Source organism: Halomonas sp. C22, from assembly GCF_007655045.1.
In the GTDB taxonomy this organism is placed as follows: Bacteria; Pseudomonadota; Gammaproteobacteria; order Pseudomonadales; family Halomonadaceae; genus Vreelandella; species Vreelandella hamiltonii.
In genome coordinates this window covers 166,150-181,291 of record NZ_VBVC01000002.1, presented here as the reverse complement: position 1 = coordinate 181,291, position 15,142 = coordinate 166,150, and the positions used below count along the sequence as shown (strand labels likewise).

Sequence of the window (15,142 nt, the reverse complement as noted above, 5' to 3'; positions counted from 1 at the left end):
TTCCTATGAAAAATAATATCCATGTTGTTCAGATTAGCTCCGAAAACGGCGCTGTCATCGCCGCCCAGGTGAAAGGGGAAAGGCTGCAGCCGCTTTCGGCTTCGCTTTACGATTTGGCGCTGGTGGCGGCCAACGAAGGTCGCTCGTTGAGCGATGTGCTAGAGGCATCCGCTGCCGGCGAGACGCTCGACTACAACGAAATGATCGAGTCCGGCCGGTTGCTGTCGCCGATTACCCATCCGGACCCCGCCCACCTGCTGCTTACCGGTACCGGGCTTACGCATCTGGGCAGTGCCGCACCACGCAACAAGATGCATGGCAAGGAAGGCGAGAAAAGCGGTCGTGAGGAAACCATTACCGACACCCAGCGCATTTTCGATTGGGGCGTGGAGGGGGGCAAGCCGGCGGGCGGCGGCCCAGGCGTACAGCCCGAATGGTTCTACAAGGGAACGGGGCACACGCTTCGCGCGCCGCACCAGGATATTCAGATGCCTGCCTTTGCGCTGGATGGCGGCGAAGAAGCTGAGCTTGCGGGCGTTTATATCGTCAATGCCCAAGGCCGTGTGTTTCGGATCGGCTATGCGTTGAGCAACGAGTTTTCCGATCACGTCACGGAAAAGCAGAACTACCTTTATCTGGCTCATTCGAAGTTGCGTGATGCCAGTATCGGCCCCGAGATCGTCATCGGTGAGCTGCCTGAGGAAGTCCGCGGTAACGTGTCGATTCATCGTGACGGCTCGGTGGTATGGCAGCACGATTTTGCCAGTGGCGAACAGCATATGTGCCACTCGATCGAAAACCTTGAGCACCACCACTTCAAGTACGCCACGTTTCGCGTTCCTGGGCAGCTCCACGTGCATTTCTTCGGCGCTGCGATCTTGAGCTTCGCCGACGCCGTGAAGCTTCAGGATGGCGATGAAATGCGCATCGAATGCAATCTGATGACTAAGCCATTGATCAATCGTATCAAGGTGATGCCGGAAGAGAGCGTTGGTGTAACGGCCTTGTAAGAGGAAAACGGCACGGCGGAATAGAGGCACAATTATCTTGATTCACAACGGTAGGAATGACGCTATGAGTTCACTTAAAGGTCAGTCGCTGATCGGTCAGCAATGGATAGACGGCACGCGTAAAGAGATTCGTGCCATCAATCCCGCAACGGGTGATACGTTAGACCCTTCCTACAAGGGGTGCTCTGAGGGGGACGTGGAAAAGGCCTGCGAGCTGGCACGATCGGCCTTCGACAACTATCGGGAAACCTCGCTTGACGCGCGGGCGACATTTCTGGAGACCATTGCCAGCGAAATCGAGGCGCTTGGAGATGTACTGATTGAGCGCGCCATGGCTGAGAGCGGCCTTCCACGCGCCCGCCTGGAAGGCGAGCGCGGGCGCACCTGCGGCCAGCTGCGTCTATTCGCCGGTGTCGTTCGCTCAGGTGAGTGGCTCGATGTGCGTATCGACCCTTCATTGCCGGACCGCCAGCCGGTGCCCCGCGCCGATCTTCGTCAGCGCCATATCGCGGTCGGACCCGTTGCGGTCTTCGGGGCGAGCAACTTCCCGTTGGCCTTCAGCGTGGCGGGGGGAGATACCGCCTCGGCCCTGGCGGCCGGTTGTCCCGTGATCGTCAAGGCTCACTCCGCGCACCCCGGCACCTCGGAGCTTGTGGGTCAGGCCGTACAGAAAGCGATTTCCCGGTGTCAGCTTCCGGAAGGCGTTTTTTCCTTACTGTTTGGATCGGGCCGAGAAGTCGGTCAAGCACTAGTTGCTGATCCGAACATTCAGGCGGTGGGATTTACGGGATCGCGGGCAGGCGGCATGGCGCTGATGGCGACCGCTCAGACAAGGCCCCAGCCAATTCCTGTTTACGCAGAGATGAGCTCGATTAACCCGGTATTTATACTCCCAGAGGCACTCAGCGCTCGCGCCAAGGCACTGGGTGAGGGATTTGTCGGCTCACTCAATATGGGAGCTGGCCAGTTCTGCACCAATCCAGGTTTGGTCATTGCGATAAAAGGGGACGGCCTAAAAACGTTCATCGAAGCGGCAAGTGTTGCGGTGAACGAAAGTGCTGCGCAAACGATGCTAACGCCGGGTATCCATCAAGCCTACGAAGAAGGCATCGCGCAACTACGTGTCAATGCTCGTGAAATCGCATGTGGTAGGCCGGGCGAGAAAGGATATCAATGCCAAACGGCGCTCTATACCACGCCAGCAGTAGATTTCCTGAGCAGTGCAGCGTTGCAAAAAGAAGTATTCGGTGCTGCCTCATTAATTATCGAATGTAGCGATGAAAAAGAAATGCAACAGGTCGCCCAACATCTCGAAGGTCAACTGACAGCCACCTTGCAGATGGACGAAGAAGATATGGAGCTTGCTCGCACCTTACTTCCTACTCTTGAGCAAAAGGTAGGGCGAATTTTGGTGAACGGCTGGCCTACAGGTGTTGAGGTATGTCATGCGATGGTACATGGCGGGCCTTTTCCGGCCACGTCGGATACACGAACTACCTCAGTAGGTAGCGCGTCGATTAATCGCTTCTTACGGCCGATCTGTTACCAGGATATGCCCATGACACTGCTACCGGAAGCTCTAAAAGACGATAATCCTTTGAAGATAGCCCGGTTGGTCGACGGTAAACGTGAGCACAATACCGCGTAAAACCCTCTGCGCTGCCAAGCATTTCCAGGAAGTGCTTAGGCAGCCAGAAAAATGCCAAAAAAGCATTGTCATACTATCATGCTGTATGACACCTTATGGAATGGCTATTTGGTTCACGATGCCAACAATAATGAGAAACCAGCATGCCCTACATGATTAACTACCTAACAAAAATTCAGTTTGGCGAAAACGCTGTTGACGAACTAGCCAGTGAGCTGGAAATACTCAAGATAACAAAACCACTGTTTGTAACAGACAAGACCTTGAGTACGAATGGTCTGCTAGCTCGGGTCATTGCATCATCAAAACTTGGTGGTGACGTTTGCATTTTTGATGCAACGCCGTCCAACCCGACGGAAGCAGCTGTAGAACAGGCGCTGGCTTTCTTACGCGAGAATGCCTGTGATGGCATTGTAGCTATTGGCGGAGGTTCAAGTATCGATCTAGCCAAAGCGGTCTCGCTGCTATTCGACCATCCAGCACCACTTCGTCAATATGCAGCGATCGAAGGTGGCGTTGCGAAAATTAGTGCCGATGTAATGCCATTGATCGCCATACCCACAACAGCTGGTACGGGGAGCGAGGTAGGTAGAGCTTCGCTGATAACCATGAAGGATAATCGCAAACTCGGTTTTCTTTCTCCATATCTGATTCCTTCGGTGGCTATTTGTGATCCTTGCTTGACGGTTGGCCTGCCGCCGTTCTTAACAGCTGCGACGGGCATGGATGCGATTGCCCACTGTGTAGAAACTTTTCTGAGCCCGAAAATTAACCCACCGGCTGATGCGATTGCGCTTGACGGCCTGGCGCGTGCCCGCCGCTCCCTTGTCGAGGTCGTTGAAAACGGTGAAAACCTGTCAGCAAGAACTGAAATGATGATGGCTGCCCTTGAAGGAGCCATGGCATTTCAAAAGGGGCTTGGTGCGGTGCACTCCCTGTCACATGCGTTGGGTGGCATAAACGAATTGAAGCTCCATCACGGCACGCTCAATGCGGTGTTAATGCCAACCGTTCTTCGGTTCAACCAGCCCGAGTGTGAAGAGAAATATACGCGGTTAAAAGCTGTTATGGGACTCACCCCTGAAGATGATCTTGCAATGGAATTCGAAAAGCTCAATGCAAAGCTCGGGATGCCAGCTAACTTGCGGGAAATGGGAGTTACTGAAGAGCATCTGGAGCCGCTTTCCCAATGGGCGTTAGAAGACCATTCGACGGCCACTAACCCACGTACACCTTCTAGAGAAGATTTTTACAGCATGCTCAGAGATGTTTTCTGATTGAGAACGCTTGGTCGTACATTTATCAAACAGCACTAGGAGTAATCGTTAAGACAGTAATAGCTAAACCGACACACTACTTTGAATGACACTCATTGCTAACAAAGCCAAAGGAAAATGAGCATGACAATTATAAACTCATCTATCAAGAACGCTGTTGTTTCAGGTTTCGCCGCCACCCTGATTGTTACCTCGGGCGCTGCTCTGGCGGACTACCCAGAACGACCTCTTACACTGATTGTACCCTGGGCCGCAGGTGGTGGAACGGATGCCACGGCGCGTACCATCGCGCGGGCACTAGAGGAGGAGCTGGGCCAGAATGTCAACGTAGTTAATCGTACTGGAGGCAGCGGTGTGGTGGGGCATACCGCTATGATCAATGCCAGACCTGATGGCTACACGATTGGTTTGGCGACAGGTGAAGTCAATATGATGCACTGGCAGGGGTTGACCAACCTCACTTTTGAGGACTTCACGCCGATCGCGCAAATTAACTACGACTTTCCAGGTATACAGGTCGCCGCCGACTCTCCCTATGAAAGTCTGGAGGCGCTTTTAGAGGCTATCAGAACGGAGCCTAAGGGTACTTTCACTGCCTCCGGCACTGGCCAGGGTGGTGTCTGGCATCTAGCGTTTGCTGGTTTCTTGATGGATCAGGGCATCGCGGCGGACCAAGTGACCTGGATTCCCAGTGAAGGTGCGGCACCTGCGATGACCGAGCTGGTCTCGGGAGGAATCGACATCGTTCCAAGTTCTGTGCCGGAAGCTCGCTCAATGATCGAGGCCGGCCGCGTTAAAAGCTTTGCGGTCATGTCGCCGGAGCGCATTCCAAGCTTCTCCGATATTCCGACTATTCATGAGGCAATTGGCAGCAGTTACCAGGTTGGTGAGTGGCGTGGCATCGCTGGCCCTAAAGGTATGGAGCCTGATGTCGTCGCTACGCTCGAAGCAGCTCTTGAGGCCGCTTATAACAGTGATACTTATCAAGAGTTCATGAACCAACAAGGATTTGGCACCGAATGGCGTAACGCTGAAGAGTTTGGCCAGCTCATGCAAGAGATGGACGGTGTTTTTGGTGACATCGTCGAACAGGTGGGGCTAGCAAACTAAAAGGCTCGCTCTTTTCCCTCACTTATCGAGGGAAAAGAGCGTATCGCTTGAAGGGCACTGTTGCCGCCAGAGGCAAAAGTGACCGACATCCACTTCTCTGCAGGAGTAATGGGATGCAGGTACCGACCAATACATTCAAACAGGCACTGAAAGGGCAAAAACCGATATGGGGCTGTTGGGCTGGTTTTGCCTCAGGCTACGCCACTGAGATTGTCGCCAGTACCGGTTTCGATTGGTTATTGATAGATGGCGAGCATGCGCCTAATACCCTTCCTTCTATCTTGGCCCAGCTACAGGCGGTCGCCCCTTATTCGACAGCGCCCGTAGTGCGTAGCGTTAATCAGGATCCGGCGCTGATCAAGCAACTGCTCGATATAGGGGCACAAACGCTGATGGTTCCGATGGTGGAAAGTGGCCAACAGGCAGCCGCATTGGTACGGGCCACACGCTATCCGCCGCACGGGATGCGCGGTGTGGGTGGCGGGGTAGTGCGGGCCACGCGTTGGGATGGCGTTGATGACTATTTGAAGAAGGCACATGAGTCGCTCTGCCTAATCGTGCAGGTGGAGTCTCCCCAAGGAGTTGAAGAGATAGAAGCTATCGCAGCAACTGGGGGTGTTGATGCGGTATTCATTGGACCAGCAGATCTTTCAGTTGGAATGGGTTATCCCGGTAATCCGACCCATCCCAACGTGCAAAGCGCCATAGAGAAAGTAATAAAAGCGGTACTTGCTGCCGGCAAACCGGTAGGAATCCTAGCACCCATCGAAGAGGATGCACGCCGCTATCAGAAGTTGGGCTGTCGTTTTATCGCCGTTGGAATTGACATCAGCCTGCTTCGACAGGGTGCAATAACGACCGTTGGGCTATATAAGGAACAGTCTGCTGGGACTCCATCAAAAACGTATTGAACTCGTAACTGAACAGTATGGAGAATGAAGAGTTTAGTGTGTGCATGCTGTGTGACAAGAAAGACTAAATAGGCAATAAATCCTTGAGGATAAGAATAATGAATACAAAAAGTGTTGGTTCCAGAATCCTTCAATACTCTATTCTAGCAGTAGCAACCTCGTTAGTATCAACTCCGGCTGTTGCCGATTATCCAGAACGTCCTCTCACTTTGATTGTACCTTGGGCGGCTGGTGGTGGAACGGATGCAACGGCACGCACCATTGCACGTGCGTTAGAAGAGCAGTTGGGGCAAAACGTTAATGTAGTGAATCGTACCGGTGGCAGTGGGGTGGTGGGCCATACTGCCATGCGTAATGCAGCCCCTGATGGCTACACGATCGGCCTGGCCACCGTTGAGGTCAATACCATGCACTGGCAAGGGTTGACGGATCTGACATACGAAGATTTTACCCCTATCGCGCAAATTAATTACGACTCTCCAGGAATCCAGGTTGCCACCGATGGAGTGTTTGAGAGTCTTGAAGAGATGATGGAGGCCATTCGTACTGAGCCTAAAGGGAGCTTCACAGCGTCGGGAACAGGGCAGGGTGGTATCTGGCATTTGGCCTTTGCGGGTTTTTTGATGAACCAGGATATTCCTGCTGATCAGGTTATCTGGATTCCCAGTGAAGGTGCGGCACCCGCGATGACTGAGCTGGCATCAGGGGGTGTGAATATCGTTTCGTCATCAGTGCCTGAAGCTCGTTCGATGATCGATGCCGGGCGCGTCAAAAGTTTTGCCGTCATGGCATCGGAGCGCCTTGCAGCCTTTCGAGACATTCCTACCACTCAAGAGCTAGTGGGGAGTGATTACCAGGTTGGTGCGTGGCGTGGAATTGTCGGCCCACATGGAATGGATACAGAAGTGGTTGCCATGCTTGAATCGGCACTCGAAGCGGCCTACCAAAGTGATACATACCAGGATTTCATGGCGCAACGGGGGTTCGGCACCGAATGGCGTAATGCCGAAGAGTTTGGCCAATTGATGCAAGAGATGGATACGGTTTTAGGTGAAATCGTCGAGCAAGTTGGGTTAGCCAACTAAGGAATGACCATGAGGGATTTTTTTTCCGGGGTGGCATTTTTTATGGCTGGTGTGGCAACGATTGTTACCGCCCAGCAATTTCCAACGCTCCCCAGTCTTCAATATGGGCCCTCGCTTTTCCCTTCCATCGTTGGAGCGGGATTTTGCATTGGAGGTACGATCCTGGCAGCCAATGCGTTATGGAATGGAAAAAAAGCAACGGCTCAAATGGCGCCCACCAAAGCCTCTTCCTTGAAAGAGTCCATCACTGAAGAACCTGGGTTGGTAATGACGCTACCGCCCATCGCCATTCTTTTTTACATCTTTGCGAGTGACTACATCGGCGCTATGCTTACGATGGCGTGCATCATGTTTGTCTTGATGGTGTTTAGGAAAACGGCTCCTTGGTTAGCATTGATTGCCTCTCTGCTCGTGGCGCTAGCAATCTATTTCATCTTTTCGCGCTACTTACTTATTCCGCTACCGCAAGGAACGCTAATAGAGGGGCGTGTACCATGGATATTCTAATGAATGGGGTTGGTTTGGTTTTGAATTTTGAAACCTTGCTGGTTATCTTGCTAGCGTCGCTTTTTGGAATATTTGTAGGTGCTGTGCCAGGACTTACGGCAACAATGGCTGTTGCTTTATTGGTGCCGTTGACGTTCTACATGGACACCATCCCCGCCATTGCTGCAATTGTCACGACCTCTGCCATGGCGATTTTTGCCGGGGATATTCCAGGCACTTACTTGAATATCCCTGGCACACCTGCGTCGGCGGCCTATGTCGGGGAATCTCATGCGCTGGCCAAAAAAGGAAGGGCGCGGGAGGCTTTAGGAATCAATCTTGCCTGTTCAGTCTTTGGCGGTATCTTCGGTACCATCATCTTGATCGTGGTGGCTCAGTCGCTTGCTGAGGTTGCGTTGAAATTTAGTGCCTTCGAATATTTCTGGCTGGCGGTGTTGGGACTAAGCTGTTCGATCTTCATCTCTGTTGGCTCCCGAATAAAGGCTTTTCTATCGCTTTTATTCGGTATATTACTGTCAACGGTTGGGTTGGACATGATGAGCGGTGCCCCTAGGTTTACCTTCGGAGTGCCGGATTTAATGGCAGGCATAAACTTCATTCCAGTCATGATCGGTATGTTTGCGTTGAACGAGCTAATGAGCTACTACGGTTCCAAATCCGAGAAAAAGACTATTAGCGTTGCCGATAAAGACAGTGTTTTTCGCAGTGTACCTAAGCATATGAAACGTTATTGGCGCAACATGGTGCGTGGTAGCTCAATCGGTACTTTAATTGGAGCTCTGCCCGGCGCAGGAGCTGATATTGCGGCCTGGATTTCCTACGGGGTGGGCAAGGGAAGATCCAAGGAAAAAGAAAAATATGGCACTGGAAATGTCGAAGGTATCGTGGATGCCAGTTCCGCCAACAACTCTGGGATCAGCGGAGCATGGGTACCTGCACTTGTATTCGGCATCCCCGGCGACTCTATCACTGCGATCGTTATTGGCGTGTTGTATATGAAGGGTATGAACCCCGGGCCAACGATTTTTATGGATGGTAGTGGCCTAATATACGCGCTTTTCATGGTGTTTATTTTGGCCAACCTGATGATGCTGCCAATTGGGTATATCGCGATTCGTCTCTCCAAAATATTTATCCTCACCCCTAGCCGGATACTCATGCCAGTCATACTTTGTTTTTGTATTGTCGGTGCTTTTGCCATTAATAATAGTATCGTCGATGTATGGTTAATGTTGATTGTAGGGCTGATCGCTTATGTTTTGTCGGTCAATGATTTTCCAATGGCCCCGGCGATACTAGGTTTGGTGCTAGGATCCGTTGTTGAAAATAACTTTATGAGCGCAATGCTGCGCACAGGAGGAGATCTGACGAGCTTCTTTGCACGTCCGATCAGTGCAGGCCTAGGTATCGCTGTGATACTTCTGTGGTGTTCGCCGCTTCTGATCAAAGCGTGGAGGAAAAGGTCTCGACATTCCTCAACGTAAAGGGCTTTGATAGGGAGCTCAGGCGTAATGACCATGACTTTAGCATTCCCACGAAAAATTAGTGTGAATTCGTTAAGTGATAAAATAGAGGATTAGTTGTGTATTAACCACTAATAAAAAAACGCAGCGAGGGAGCCCTCGTTGCGTTTGGGTTGCTAAAGGTTTGGTGTCAGGACAAGAGCTTAAAACATGATCTTTTAAATTCAATTTATTCACGCTTTCCATCGACCAGGCGTGATATGCCGTCAGGGTTACCATCACGAATCGCCTCAGGCAGCAGGCCTTCTGGCAGCGCTTGGTAGCACACCGGACGCAGGAAGCGGAATATCGCAGCGCTGCCCACTGAGGAGGTACGTGAATCCGACGTTGCCGGATAAGGTCCACCGTGTACCATGGCGTGGCATACTTCCACACCCGTCGGCCAGCCATTGACCAGAATACGTCCTGCTTTGCGCTCTAACGTTGGCAACAGTTGCTTGGCAGTTGCCAAGTCACCATTATCCATCTGCAACGTAATGGTGAGCTGGCCTTCCAACTGAGCCGCTACACGGGCCACTTCCTGGGCATCAGTACAGGCGATGACCAGCGATGTGGAACCGAACACCTCTTCTTGCAATGCCGGGTCACTCAGGAATGCCTCTGCCTGGGTAACGAATAGCCCTGCTTGACAGGGGTTAGCTGTCTCACCTGCCTGCCCGCGCGCTATCTCAGTGACCTTGGCGTGGTTAGCAAGCCGATCAACACCCTGCTGGTAAGCATCGTGAATGCCTGGCGTCAGCATGGTTTGGGCAGCGCTACCTTTAACGGCTTCACCTGCTGCCGCAATAAAAGCATCCAGCTCTGGCCCTTCAATCGCAATAACCAGTCCCGGATTTGTGCAGAACTGCCCGGCGCCCATGTTGAGTGAGCCGACAAACCCTTCAGCAATCGCTTTACCGCGAGCCTTGAGGGCTTCCGGTAGCAGAAATACCGGATTGATCGAACTCATCTCTGCGTAGACGGGGATCGGCTGCGGCCGTGCCTGGGCAGTGGCCATCAAGGCCGTGCCACCACTGCGTGAACCGGTAAAACCAACGGCTTGAATGCGCGGGTCGGCAACCAGCGCCTGACCGATCTCACGGCCAGAGCCAAACAGCAGCGAGAAAACGCCTTCGGGGAGTTCGCACTTGGCAATGGCACGCTGAATGGCACGGCCTACCAGCTCTGAAGTGCCGGGGTGGGCAGAGTGTCCCTTGACCACGACAGGGCAGCCAGCCGCCAGCGCAGAAGCGGTATCGCCACCAGCCACACTGAAGGCGAGTGGGAAGTTACTGGCGCCGAACACTGCCACCGGGCCAAGGCCGATATGGCGTTGACGCAGGTCGGCGCGGGGCAGCGGCTGGCGGTTGGGCAGGGCAGGATCGATACGAACATCCAACCACTCTCCGGCGCGTACGACCGAGGCAAACAGACGAAGCTGGCCACAGGTACGGCCACGTTCGCCTTCTAAGCGCGGGCGGGGCAGGCCGGACTCGGCCATGGCCCGCTCGATCAGCTCATCACCGATCCCTTCGATCTCGTCGGCAATAGTTTCCAGAAACGTCGCGCGTGCCTCTAAACCAGTTTCGCGATAGCTATCGAATGCCGCCTCGGCTAAAGCGCAGGCTTGCTCGACTTCAGCTTTGCTGCCCCTAGGATAGGCGGGGCTTAGTGTTTCTCCAGTCGCGGGGTTCACTGCGTGAATGTCAGCCTGTTGGCCGCTGATGGCTTGCTGGCCAATCAGTAATTTACCTTCCAGAGTCATACCATCTCCTGCTGGATCATGTGTGAATTAAAATTATTAAGTTAAAGCGACTTTATGTTGATGGCCGGTGCGTCTGCTTCCACACGAAGCGGGTTGCGCAGGGCACGACCAAACTTTTTGATTTTGATCTCAAAACGATCGCCTTCACGCACCTTGATACCGTCGGCAAAGCTCAGCGTCGCAGTGCCAAAAAAATGCACATGGACATCGCCAGGACGGCGGAAACCGGAGTATTTAAAATGGTGATACTCCAGGTTGGCTAGACATGTGGGCCATGTTGGCTTCGCCGGTCAAAAAGGGTTTCTCCCACACGGTTTCACCACTGCGCCGGATGCTGCTGGTACCTTCCAGATGAGCCGGCAATTCCCCGATCAACAGTTCGGGCCCAAAGCTGCAGGCGCGTAGTTTGGAGTGAGCCAGCCACAAATAGTTGAAACGTTCGGTCACGTGATCAGAAAACTCGTTACCAAGCGCATAGCCCACTCTCCAGGGTAGGCCGTCCTCGCCAATGACGTAAAGGCCCGCCAGCTCAGGCTCCTCGCCTGCATCCTCGGCAAAGGCGGGTGAAGGGATTTCCTCTTCCGGTGCCACCACACACTGGCCATCACCTTTGTAGAACCACTCAGGCTGTGTGCCGACTTCACCGTCTTGGGGTTTTCCGCCTTCCATACCTAGCGTGAACATACGCATGGAGTCGGTCATATCTTCTTTTGCTGCCTGAGCGTGAGTATGCATAGATGAACGGGTATTGGCGCTTCCCAAGTGAGTCAGTCCAGTGCCTGTGACCAAACAGTGTGCTGGGTCAGGATGAGTCAATGGTGGCAACAAGCGTTTTTTATCTATTAGCGCCTGATAATCGATAAGCTCGTCGCCAAGATACTCTGCTACTAAGTGTTTAAGAGATACTCCTGAGCTAATAGCCTCGTAAGTCAAGGCGTAGGTACCACCTTCAATATTAATCGGCTGCACGATATCAGCACTCTTCACTAGCGCGACCCGAACCCGTTCTTGATCGCAGTATTGAATTAATCGCATCCTAATCTCCCCTTGGTGGTGGCCAGTTTTCTAGATAGTAGTAGAGGCTATAATCAATTGCCGCGTACGGCAGTGATGTTAGGTAACCACGTAACAATGCTGGGAAATGCTATCAGAATAATTAGTACAACCAGTAACGCGGCATAATAAGGCAGCATGGCTCTGACAAGCTGTTCCATAGAGACCTTGCCGACTCCGCAGCCGACGTATAGGCAAGTGCCTACAGGTGGGGTTAACAGGCCAATGCCAAGAATAAAGGCCATTAATACACCAAAGTAGACTGCATCAACGCCTGCCGATGTTACGATTGGCGTTAGCATGGGAGCCATGATTACCATGGCTGGGGTCAAATCCATCACAAATCCCACTAACAGCAATAAGCCCGCAACGATCAATAGCAACATAAAAGGATCTTCGGTAATTGCTTGTACTTGGCGAACCAATGTTTGTGGAACCATGTTGATGGTTAAGAACCATGCGATGACCGTGGCAAATGCCAGCAGGAGCAAGACCATGCCAGTCAAACGAGCAGTACGAATCAGCATGCCCCATAGTTCACGGATATGAAACTCTCGATAAACTACCAGTGAAATAAAAAGAGAATAAAGCAGCGCTGCTACGGCGGCTTCGGTGGCGGTAAAAACGCCGCCGATGATGCCGCCAATCACAATAATCGGTAAGACTAGTGCAAGCCAAGCCGCTTTGAATGCTTCCCAAAGTACATCAAGGCGGAATTGACGGGTTTGACCCGCCTGGCCAATAGTGGCCATAATAAAAGTCGTCGCCATCAGTGCAAGAGCGATCAATATACCTGGCACAATACCCGCAATAAATAGACGGCTAATTGATGTTTCAGTCACAATTCCAAATAATATCAATGGGATAGATGGGGGTATAATAATTCCAATCACTGATGAGACAGTATTGATCGCAGTTGCTTGAGGTGCGGTGTAACCCTGTTGCTTCATTGAGGGAATCATCATTGCTCCAGTCGCTGCTGTATCAGCAACGGCTGAACCACTAATGCCGCCGAAAAACATGGAGCCAGTGATCGCTACTTGACCTAAACCACCGCGAATAAACCCTACCATGGCGCCAGCTAGTTCCATCAAGCGGCGTGCAATACCGCCGTTGCTCATGACCTCGCCGACCAAAATAAAGAATGGAATCGCCAGTAGAGGAAAGCTGTTAACTCCTCGAATCGACTGTTCAATCATAATGGATAATGGGATGTCCGAAATAAGTGCCATTACTACGGCAGCAATACCCAAGCCAAAGGCAATGGGAAGTCCTAATGCTAGAGAAGAAAAAAGAATACCTAGAAATATCCATAGCATGGTCTAACGGTCTCCGGTGGTGGGTATTGCACTAGGTGAGCGTATTTGCTGTACGCTCTGCCAAGCACGCCAAATCGCGACTGTGGCAATAAAGGTGGCACATAGTACGAGCGAGATATTTACCAAGTTCCATGGCACACCAAGAATCGCGGTACGCCCCGATGCTCTTGATATCACCAAAAAGCCACCCCAAATAATGACTCCCATCAAGCTGGTAATTGCCAAGTGCTGAATTAAGTAGAGTATATGAGCGGCGCGAGGGGGTAACTTGTGCACGAGAATATCCACAGCGATGTGCTCATAGCGCGCGAAAGCTGCGGCAGCGCCCACGAAAATTAGCCAAATAAACAGCATGCGAGCAAGTTCGTCAGCCCACGGAAGAGAATGGTTTAAAATAGCTCGCCCGATAACATTGGCAGATACTGAAACAATCAATGCCACCAGAAGAGCAGCGATGACATGCTCCATCCCCAGGGTTAGCCAGCGAAATAATGCAGGGCCACGACGCTGTTCTGTGTCGATTTCCAGCGGCTTACGCTGAGGGTCATCGAGAAAAGCTGTGGTATCGGGAACGGGGGTATTTGGTATGTCCATGTGCTCTCCGCAACAGCAAATAACAATCAGGCAAGAGATGCCTGCCTCTTGCCTGATCTTTCACTAGAAATGGTTTATTCAGCCATTGTTGATTCAGCGATACGCTGGAATTCAGTAACTAGGTCTTCACCAATGCGCGGTGCCCACTCTTCATAAACCGGTTGGACAGCTGCCTGAAAGGCTGCAATTTGATCATCATCAAGCCGTGTGATCTGCATGCCACGTTCTTCTAGTTGGTCTCTGGCCCAGTCATCGTACTCGCTAGCAAGTTGTATTTCATAGTCAGCTGATTGCAGAGCAGCCTCGTGTATAAGCGCCTGGTATTCAGGGGCTAGGCGATTCCACGTACGTTCAGAAATCATCATGATAAATGGTGTATAGACATGGCGTGTTTCTGATCCGTAATCCTGAACTTCATGAAAATTCGACGTCAGAATAGTGCTCCAAGGGTTTTCCTGACCGTCGACAACACCTTGCTCCATGGCGGAAAACAGCTCTCCGAAAGCCATGGGGGTTGGGTTGGCCCCAAGGGCTTGCCAGATAGCTAAATGAACAGGATTCTCCATCGTACGTACTGACAAACCGCGAACGTCCAATCCTGCTACGTCTTCAGGCGATGAGACCTGCCTGGAACTATTGGAAAGCTGTCGAAAGCCGTTTTCAGAGAACGTTAAAGCTTTCAGGCCGGTACCCTCAAACGCATCTAGCATTTCTTGAGCGGCATCACTGCGCATTGCTTCAATGGCCGCTTCACGAGTCGGCAGTAAGAAAGGTAGATCGAAAACGGCTAGCTCTGAAACGTAGCTGGTCGCTGGGGAAGAGGAGGGGTAGGTCATGTCCAACGTGCCGGTTTGTAGCATTTCCATCATCTGCACGTCATCGCCAAGCTGGCTGTTAGGAAAGATATTGACGCTGATGCGACCCTCACTGCGTTGGTCGAGAATATCTGCAAAGTATTGGCTCGAGATGTACTGGGGCGAGCTTTCGGCCAAACCAAGGCCCATGCGCAGGGTGACATTGCCATGGTCACTGACGACTGCGCCTTCAATGGAAGGCGGGGCCGAAAGATCAGGTGTTTGAGCATAAGCGATTCCTGAGCTGAGTAGCGTGGCTCCGGTCACTAACAAGGTGTGTTTCCAAAGATAATGCATAATCTTCACTCTCCTGGCGTGCTGCAGCGCACTTTACTGAGGATAATCAAGCGAAATGCAGCGTGGCTTACCGTTGTTGTTCTTTAAACCCACAAAACAATGTCTAACTTTTTCTCTGTATGTTCAACATATACTTTTGTATGTGTCGACGAGATCGGCGAGAAGGAGTACCGTTCCTAAAAACATTTTTACACCTACCTCAAGCGTGGA

General features: G+C 52.0%; 12 protein-coding genes and 1 pseudogene. 8 read left to right on the top strand and 5 right to left on the bottom strand.

From position 1 onward, the window contains the following. Nucleotides 1-5 precede the first annotated feature (5 nt). The 8 genes from araD1 (FEU76_RS04100) to FEU76_RS04065 all read left to right on the top strand — a co-directional run bounded on the left by araD1 (FEU76_RS04100) (nucleotide 6) and on the right by FEU76_RS04065 (nucleotide 9,032). Nucleotides 6-1,010 (top strand): AraD1 family protein, encoded by a 1,005-nt coding sequence (gene araD1 / locus FEU76_RS04100; RefSeq protein WP_222114779.1) that lies wholly within the window; start codon nucleotides 6-8, stop codon nucleotides 1,008-1,010. Between the two features lie 64 nt (nucleotides 1,011-1,074). Next, nucleotides 1,075-2,658: an aldehyde dehydrogenase (NADP(+)) gene (locus FEU76_RS04095; RefSeq protein ID WP_144980584.1), complete on the top strand. Its 1,584-nt coding sequence runs from the start codon at nucleotides 1,075-1,077 to the stop codon at nucleotides 2,656-2,658. 143 nt (nucleotides 2,659-2,801) lie between these two features. Continuing rightward, entirely contained in the window at nucleotides 2,802-3,935 is a 1,134-nt protein-coding gene (locus FEU76_RS04090; RefSeq protein ID WP_144980581.1) for an iron-containing alcohol dehydrogenase, read from the top strand. A 123-nt stretch (nucleotides 3,936-4,058) separates the two neighbouring features. After that, the gene (locus FEU76_RS04085) at nucleotides 4,059-5,045 is read left to right on the top strand and encodes a tripartite tricarboxylate transporter substrate binding protein (protein WP_144980578.1); all 987 of its coding nucleotides are present in this window, start codon (nucleotides 4,059-4,061) and stop codon (nucleotides 5,043-5,045) included. A gap of 113 nt (nucleotides 5,046-5,158) precedes the next feature. Then, nucleotides 5,159-5,956 carry an HpcH/HpaI aldolase family protein gene (locus tag FEU76_RS04080; protein ID WP_144980575.1) on the top strand — a complete coding sequence of 266 codons (798 nt, stop codon included), beginning with the start codon at nucleotides 5,159-5,161 and terminating at the stop codon, nucleotides 5,954-5,956. A 98-nt stretch (nucleotides 5,957-6,054) separates the two neighbouring features. Then, entirely contained in the window at nucleotides 6,055-7,041 is a 987-nt protein-coding gene (locus FEU76_RS04075) for a tripartite tricarboxylate transporter substrate binding protein (protein ID WP_144980572.1), read from the top strand. Nucleotides 7,042-7,050: 9 nt separating this feature from the next. After that, entirely contained in the window at nucleotides 7,051-7,548 is a 498-nt protein-coding gene (locus FEU76_RS04070; protein ID WP_144980569.1) for a tripartite tricarboxylate transporter TctB family protein, read from the top strand. After that, a complete protein-coding gene (locus FEU76_RS04065) occupies nucleotides 7,536-9,032 on the top strand; it encodes a tripartite tricarboxylate transporter permease (protein ID WP_144980566.1) in 1,497 nt (498 codons plus the stop codon). Before FEU76_RS04070 ends, FEU76_RS04065 begins: the two co-directional genes overlap by 13 nt. A 208-nt stretch (nucleotides 9,033-9,240) precedes the next feature. Here the strand turns inward: FEU76_RS04065 and FEU76_RS04060 are convergent, their stop codons facing one another. From FEU76_RS04060 to FEU76_RS04040, 5 genes and pseudogenes are all read right to left on the bottom strand, one after another. After that, complete coding sequence (locus FEU76_RS04060) at nucleotides 9,241-10,815, bottom strand: aldehyde dehydrogenase (NADP(+)) (RefSeq protein WP_144980563.1); 1,575 nt, start codon at nucleotides 10,813-10,815, stop codon at nucleotides 9,241-9,243. A gap of 41 nt (nucleotides 10,816-10,856) precedes the next feature. Further along, a pseudogene (gene araD1 / locus FEU76_RS04055) lies at nucleotides 10,857-11,850 on the bottom strand (AraD1 family protein). A 53-nt stretch (nucleotides 11,851-11,903) separates the two neighbouring features. Beyond that, nucleotides 11,904-13,187, bottom strand: a complete 1,284-nt coding sequence (locus FEU76_RS04050; protein WP_144980560.1) for a TRAP transporter large permease — start codon at nucleotides 13,185-13,187, stop codon at nucleotides 11,904-11,906. Between the two features lie 3 nt (nucleotides 13,188-13,190). After that, a complete protein-coding gene (locus FEU76_RS04045; protein WP_144980557.1) occupies nucleotides 13,191-13,781 on the bottom strand; it encodes a TRAP transporter small permease in 591 nt (196 codons plus the stop codon). Between the two features lie 74 nt (nucleotides 13,782-13,855). Further along, on the bottom strand, nucleotides 13,856-14,932 hold the full coding sequence (locus FEU76_RS04040; protein ID WP_144980554.1) for a TRAP transporter substrate-binding protein: 1,077 nt from the start codon (nucleotides 14,930-14,932) through the stop codon (nucleotides 13,856-13,858). Nucleotides 14,933-15,142 lie beyond the last annotated feature (210 nt).

Bases quoted from the DNA above. Each gene is read 5' to 3' on its own strand.
- araD1 (WP_222114779.1), top strand. From the start codon at position 6: ATGAAAAATAATATCCATGTTGTTCAGATTAGCTCCGAAAACGGCGCT.
- FEU76_RS04095 (WP_144980584.1), top strand. From the start codon at position 1,075: ATGAGTTCACTTAAAGGTCAGTCGCTGATCGGTCAGCAATGGATAGAC.
- FEU76_RS04090 (WP_144980581.1), top strand. From the start codon at position 2,802: ATGCCCTACATGATTAACTACCTAACAAAAATTCAGTTTGGCGAAAAC.
- FEU76_RS04085 (WP_144980578.1), top strand. From the start codon at position 4,059: ATGACAATTATAAACTCATCTATCAAGAACGCTGTTGTTTCAGGTTTC.
- FEU76_RS04080 (WP_144980575.1), top strand. From the start codon at position 5,159: ATGCAGGTACCGACCAATACATTCAAACAGGCACTGAAAGGGCAAAAA.
- FEU76_RS04075 (WP_144980572.1), top strand. From the start codon at position 6,055: ATGAATACAAAAAGTGTTGGTTCCAGAATCCTTCAATACTCTATTCTA.
- FEU76_RS04070 (WP_144980569.1), top strand. From the start codon at position 7,051: ATGAGGGATTTTTTTTCCGGGGTGGCATTTTTTATGGCTGGTGTGGCA.
- FEU76_RS04065 (WP_144980566.1), top strand. From the start codon at position 7,536: ATGGATATTCTAATGAATGGGGTTGGTTTGGTTTTGAATTTTGAAACC.
- FEU76_RS04060 (WP_144980563.1), bottom strand. From the start codon at position 10,815: ATGACTCTGGAAGGTAAATTACTGATTGGCCAGCAAGCCATCAGCGGC.
- FEU76_RS04050 (WP_144980560.1), bottom strand. From the start codon at position 13,187: ATGCTATGGATATTTCTAGGTATTCTTTTTTCTTCTCTAGCATTAGGA.
- FEU76_RS04045 (WP_144980557.1), bottom strand. From the start codon at position 13,781: ATGGACATACCAAATACCCCCGTTCCCGATACCACAGCTTTTCTCGAT.
- FEU76_RS04040 (WP_144980554.1), bottom strand. From the start codon at position 14,932: ATGCATTATCTTTGGAAACACACCTTGTTAGTGACCGGAGCCACGCTA.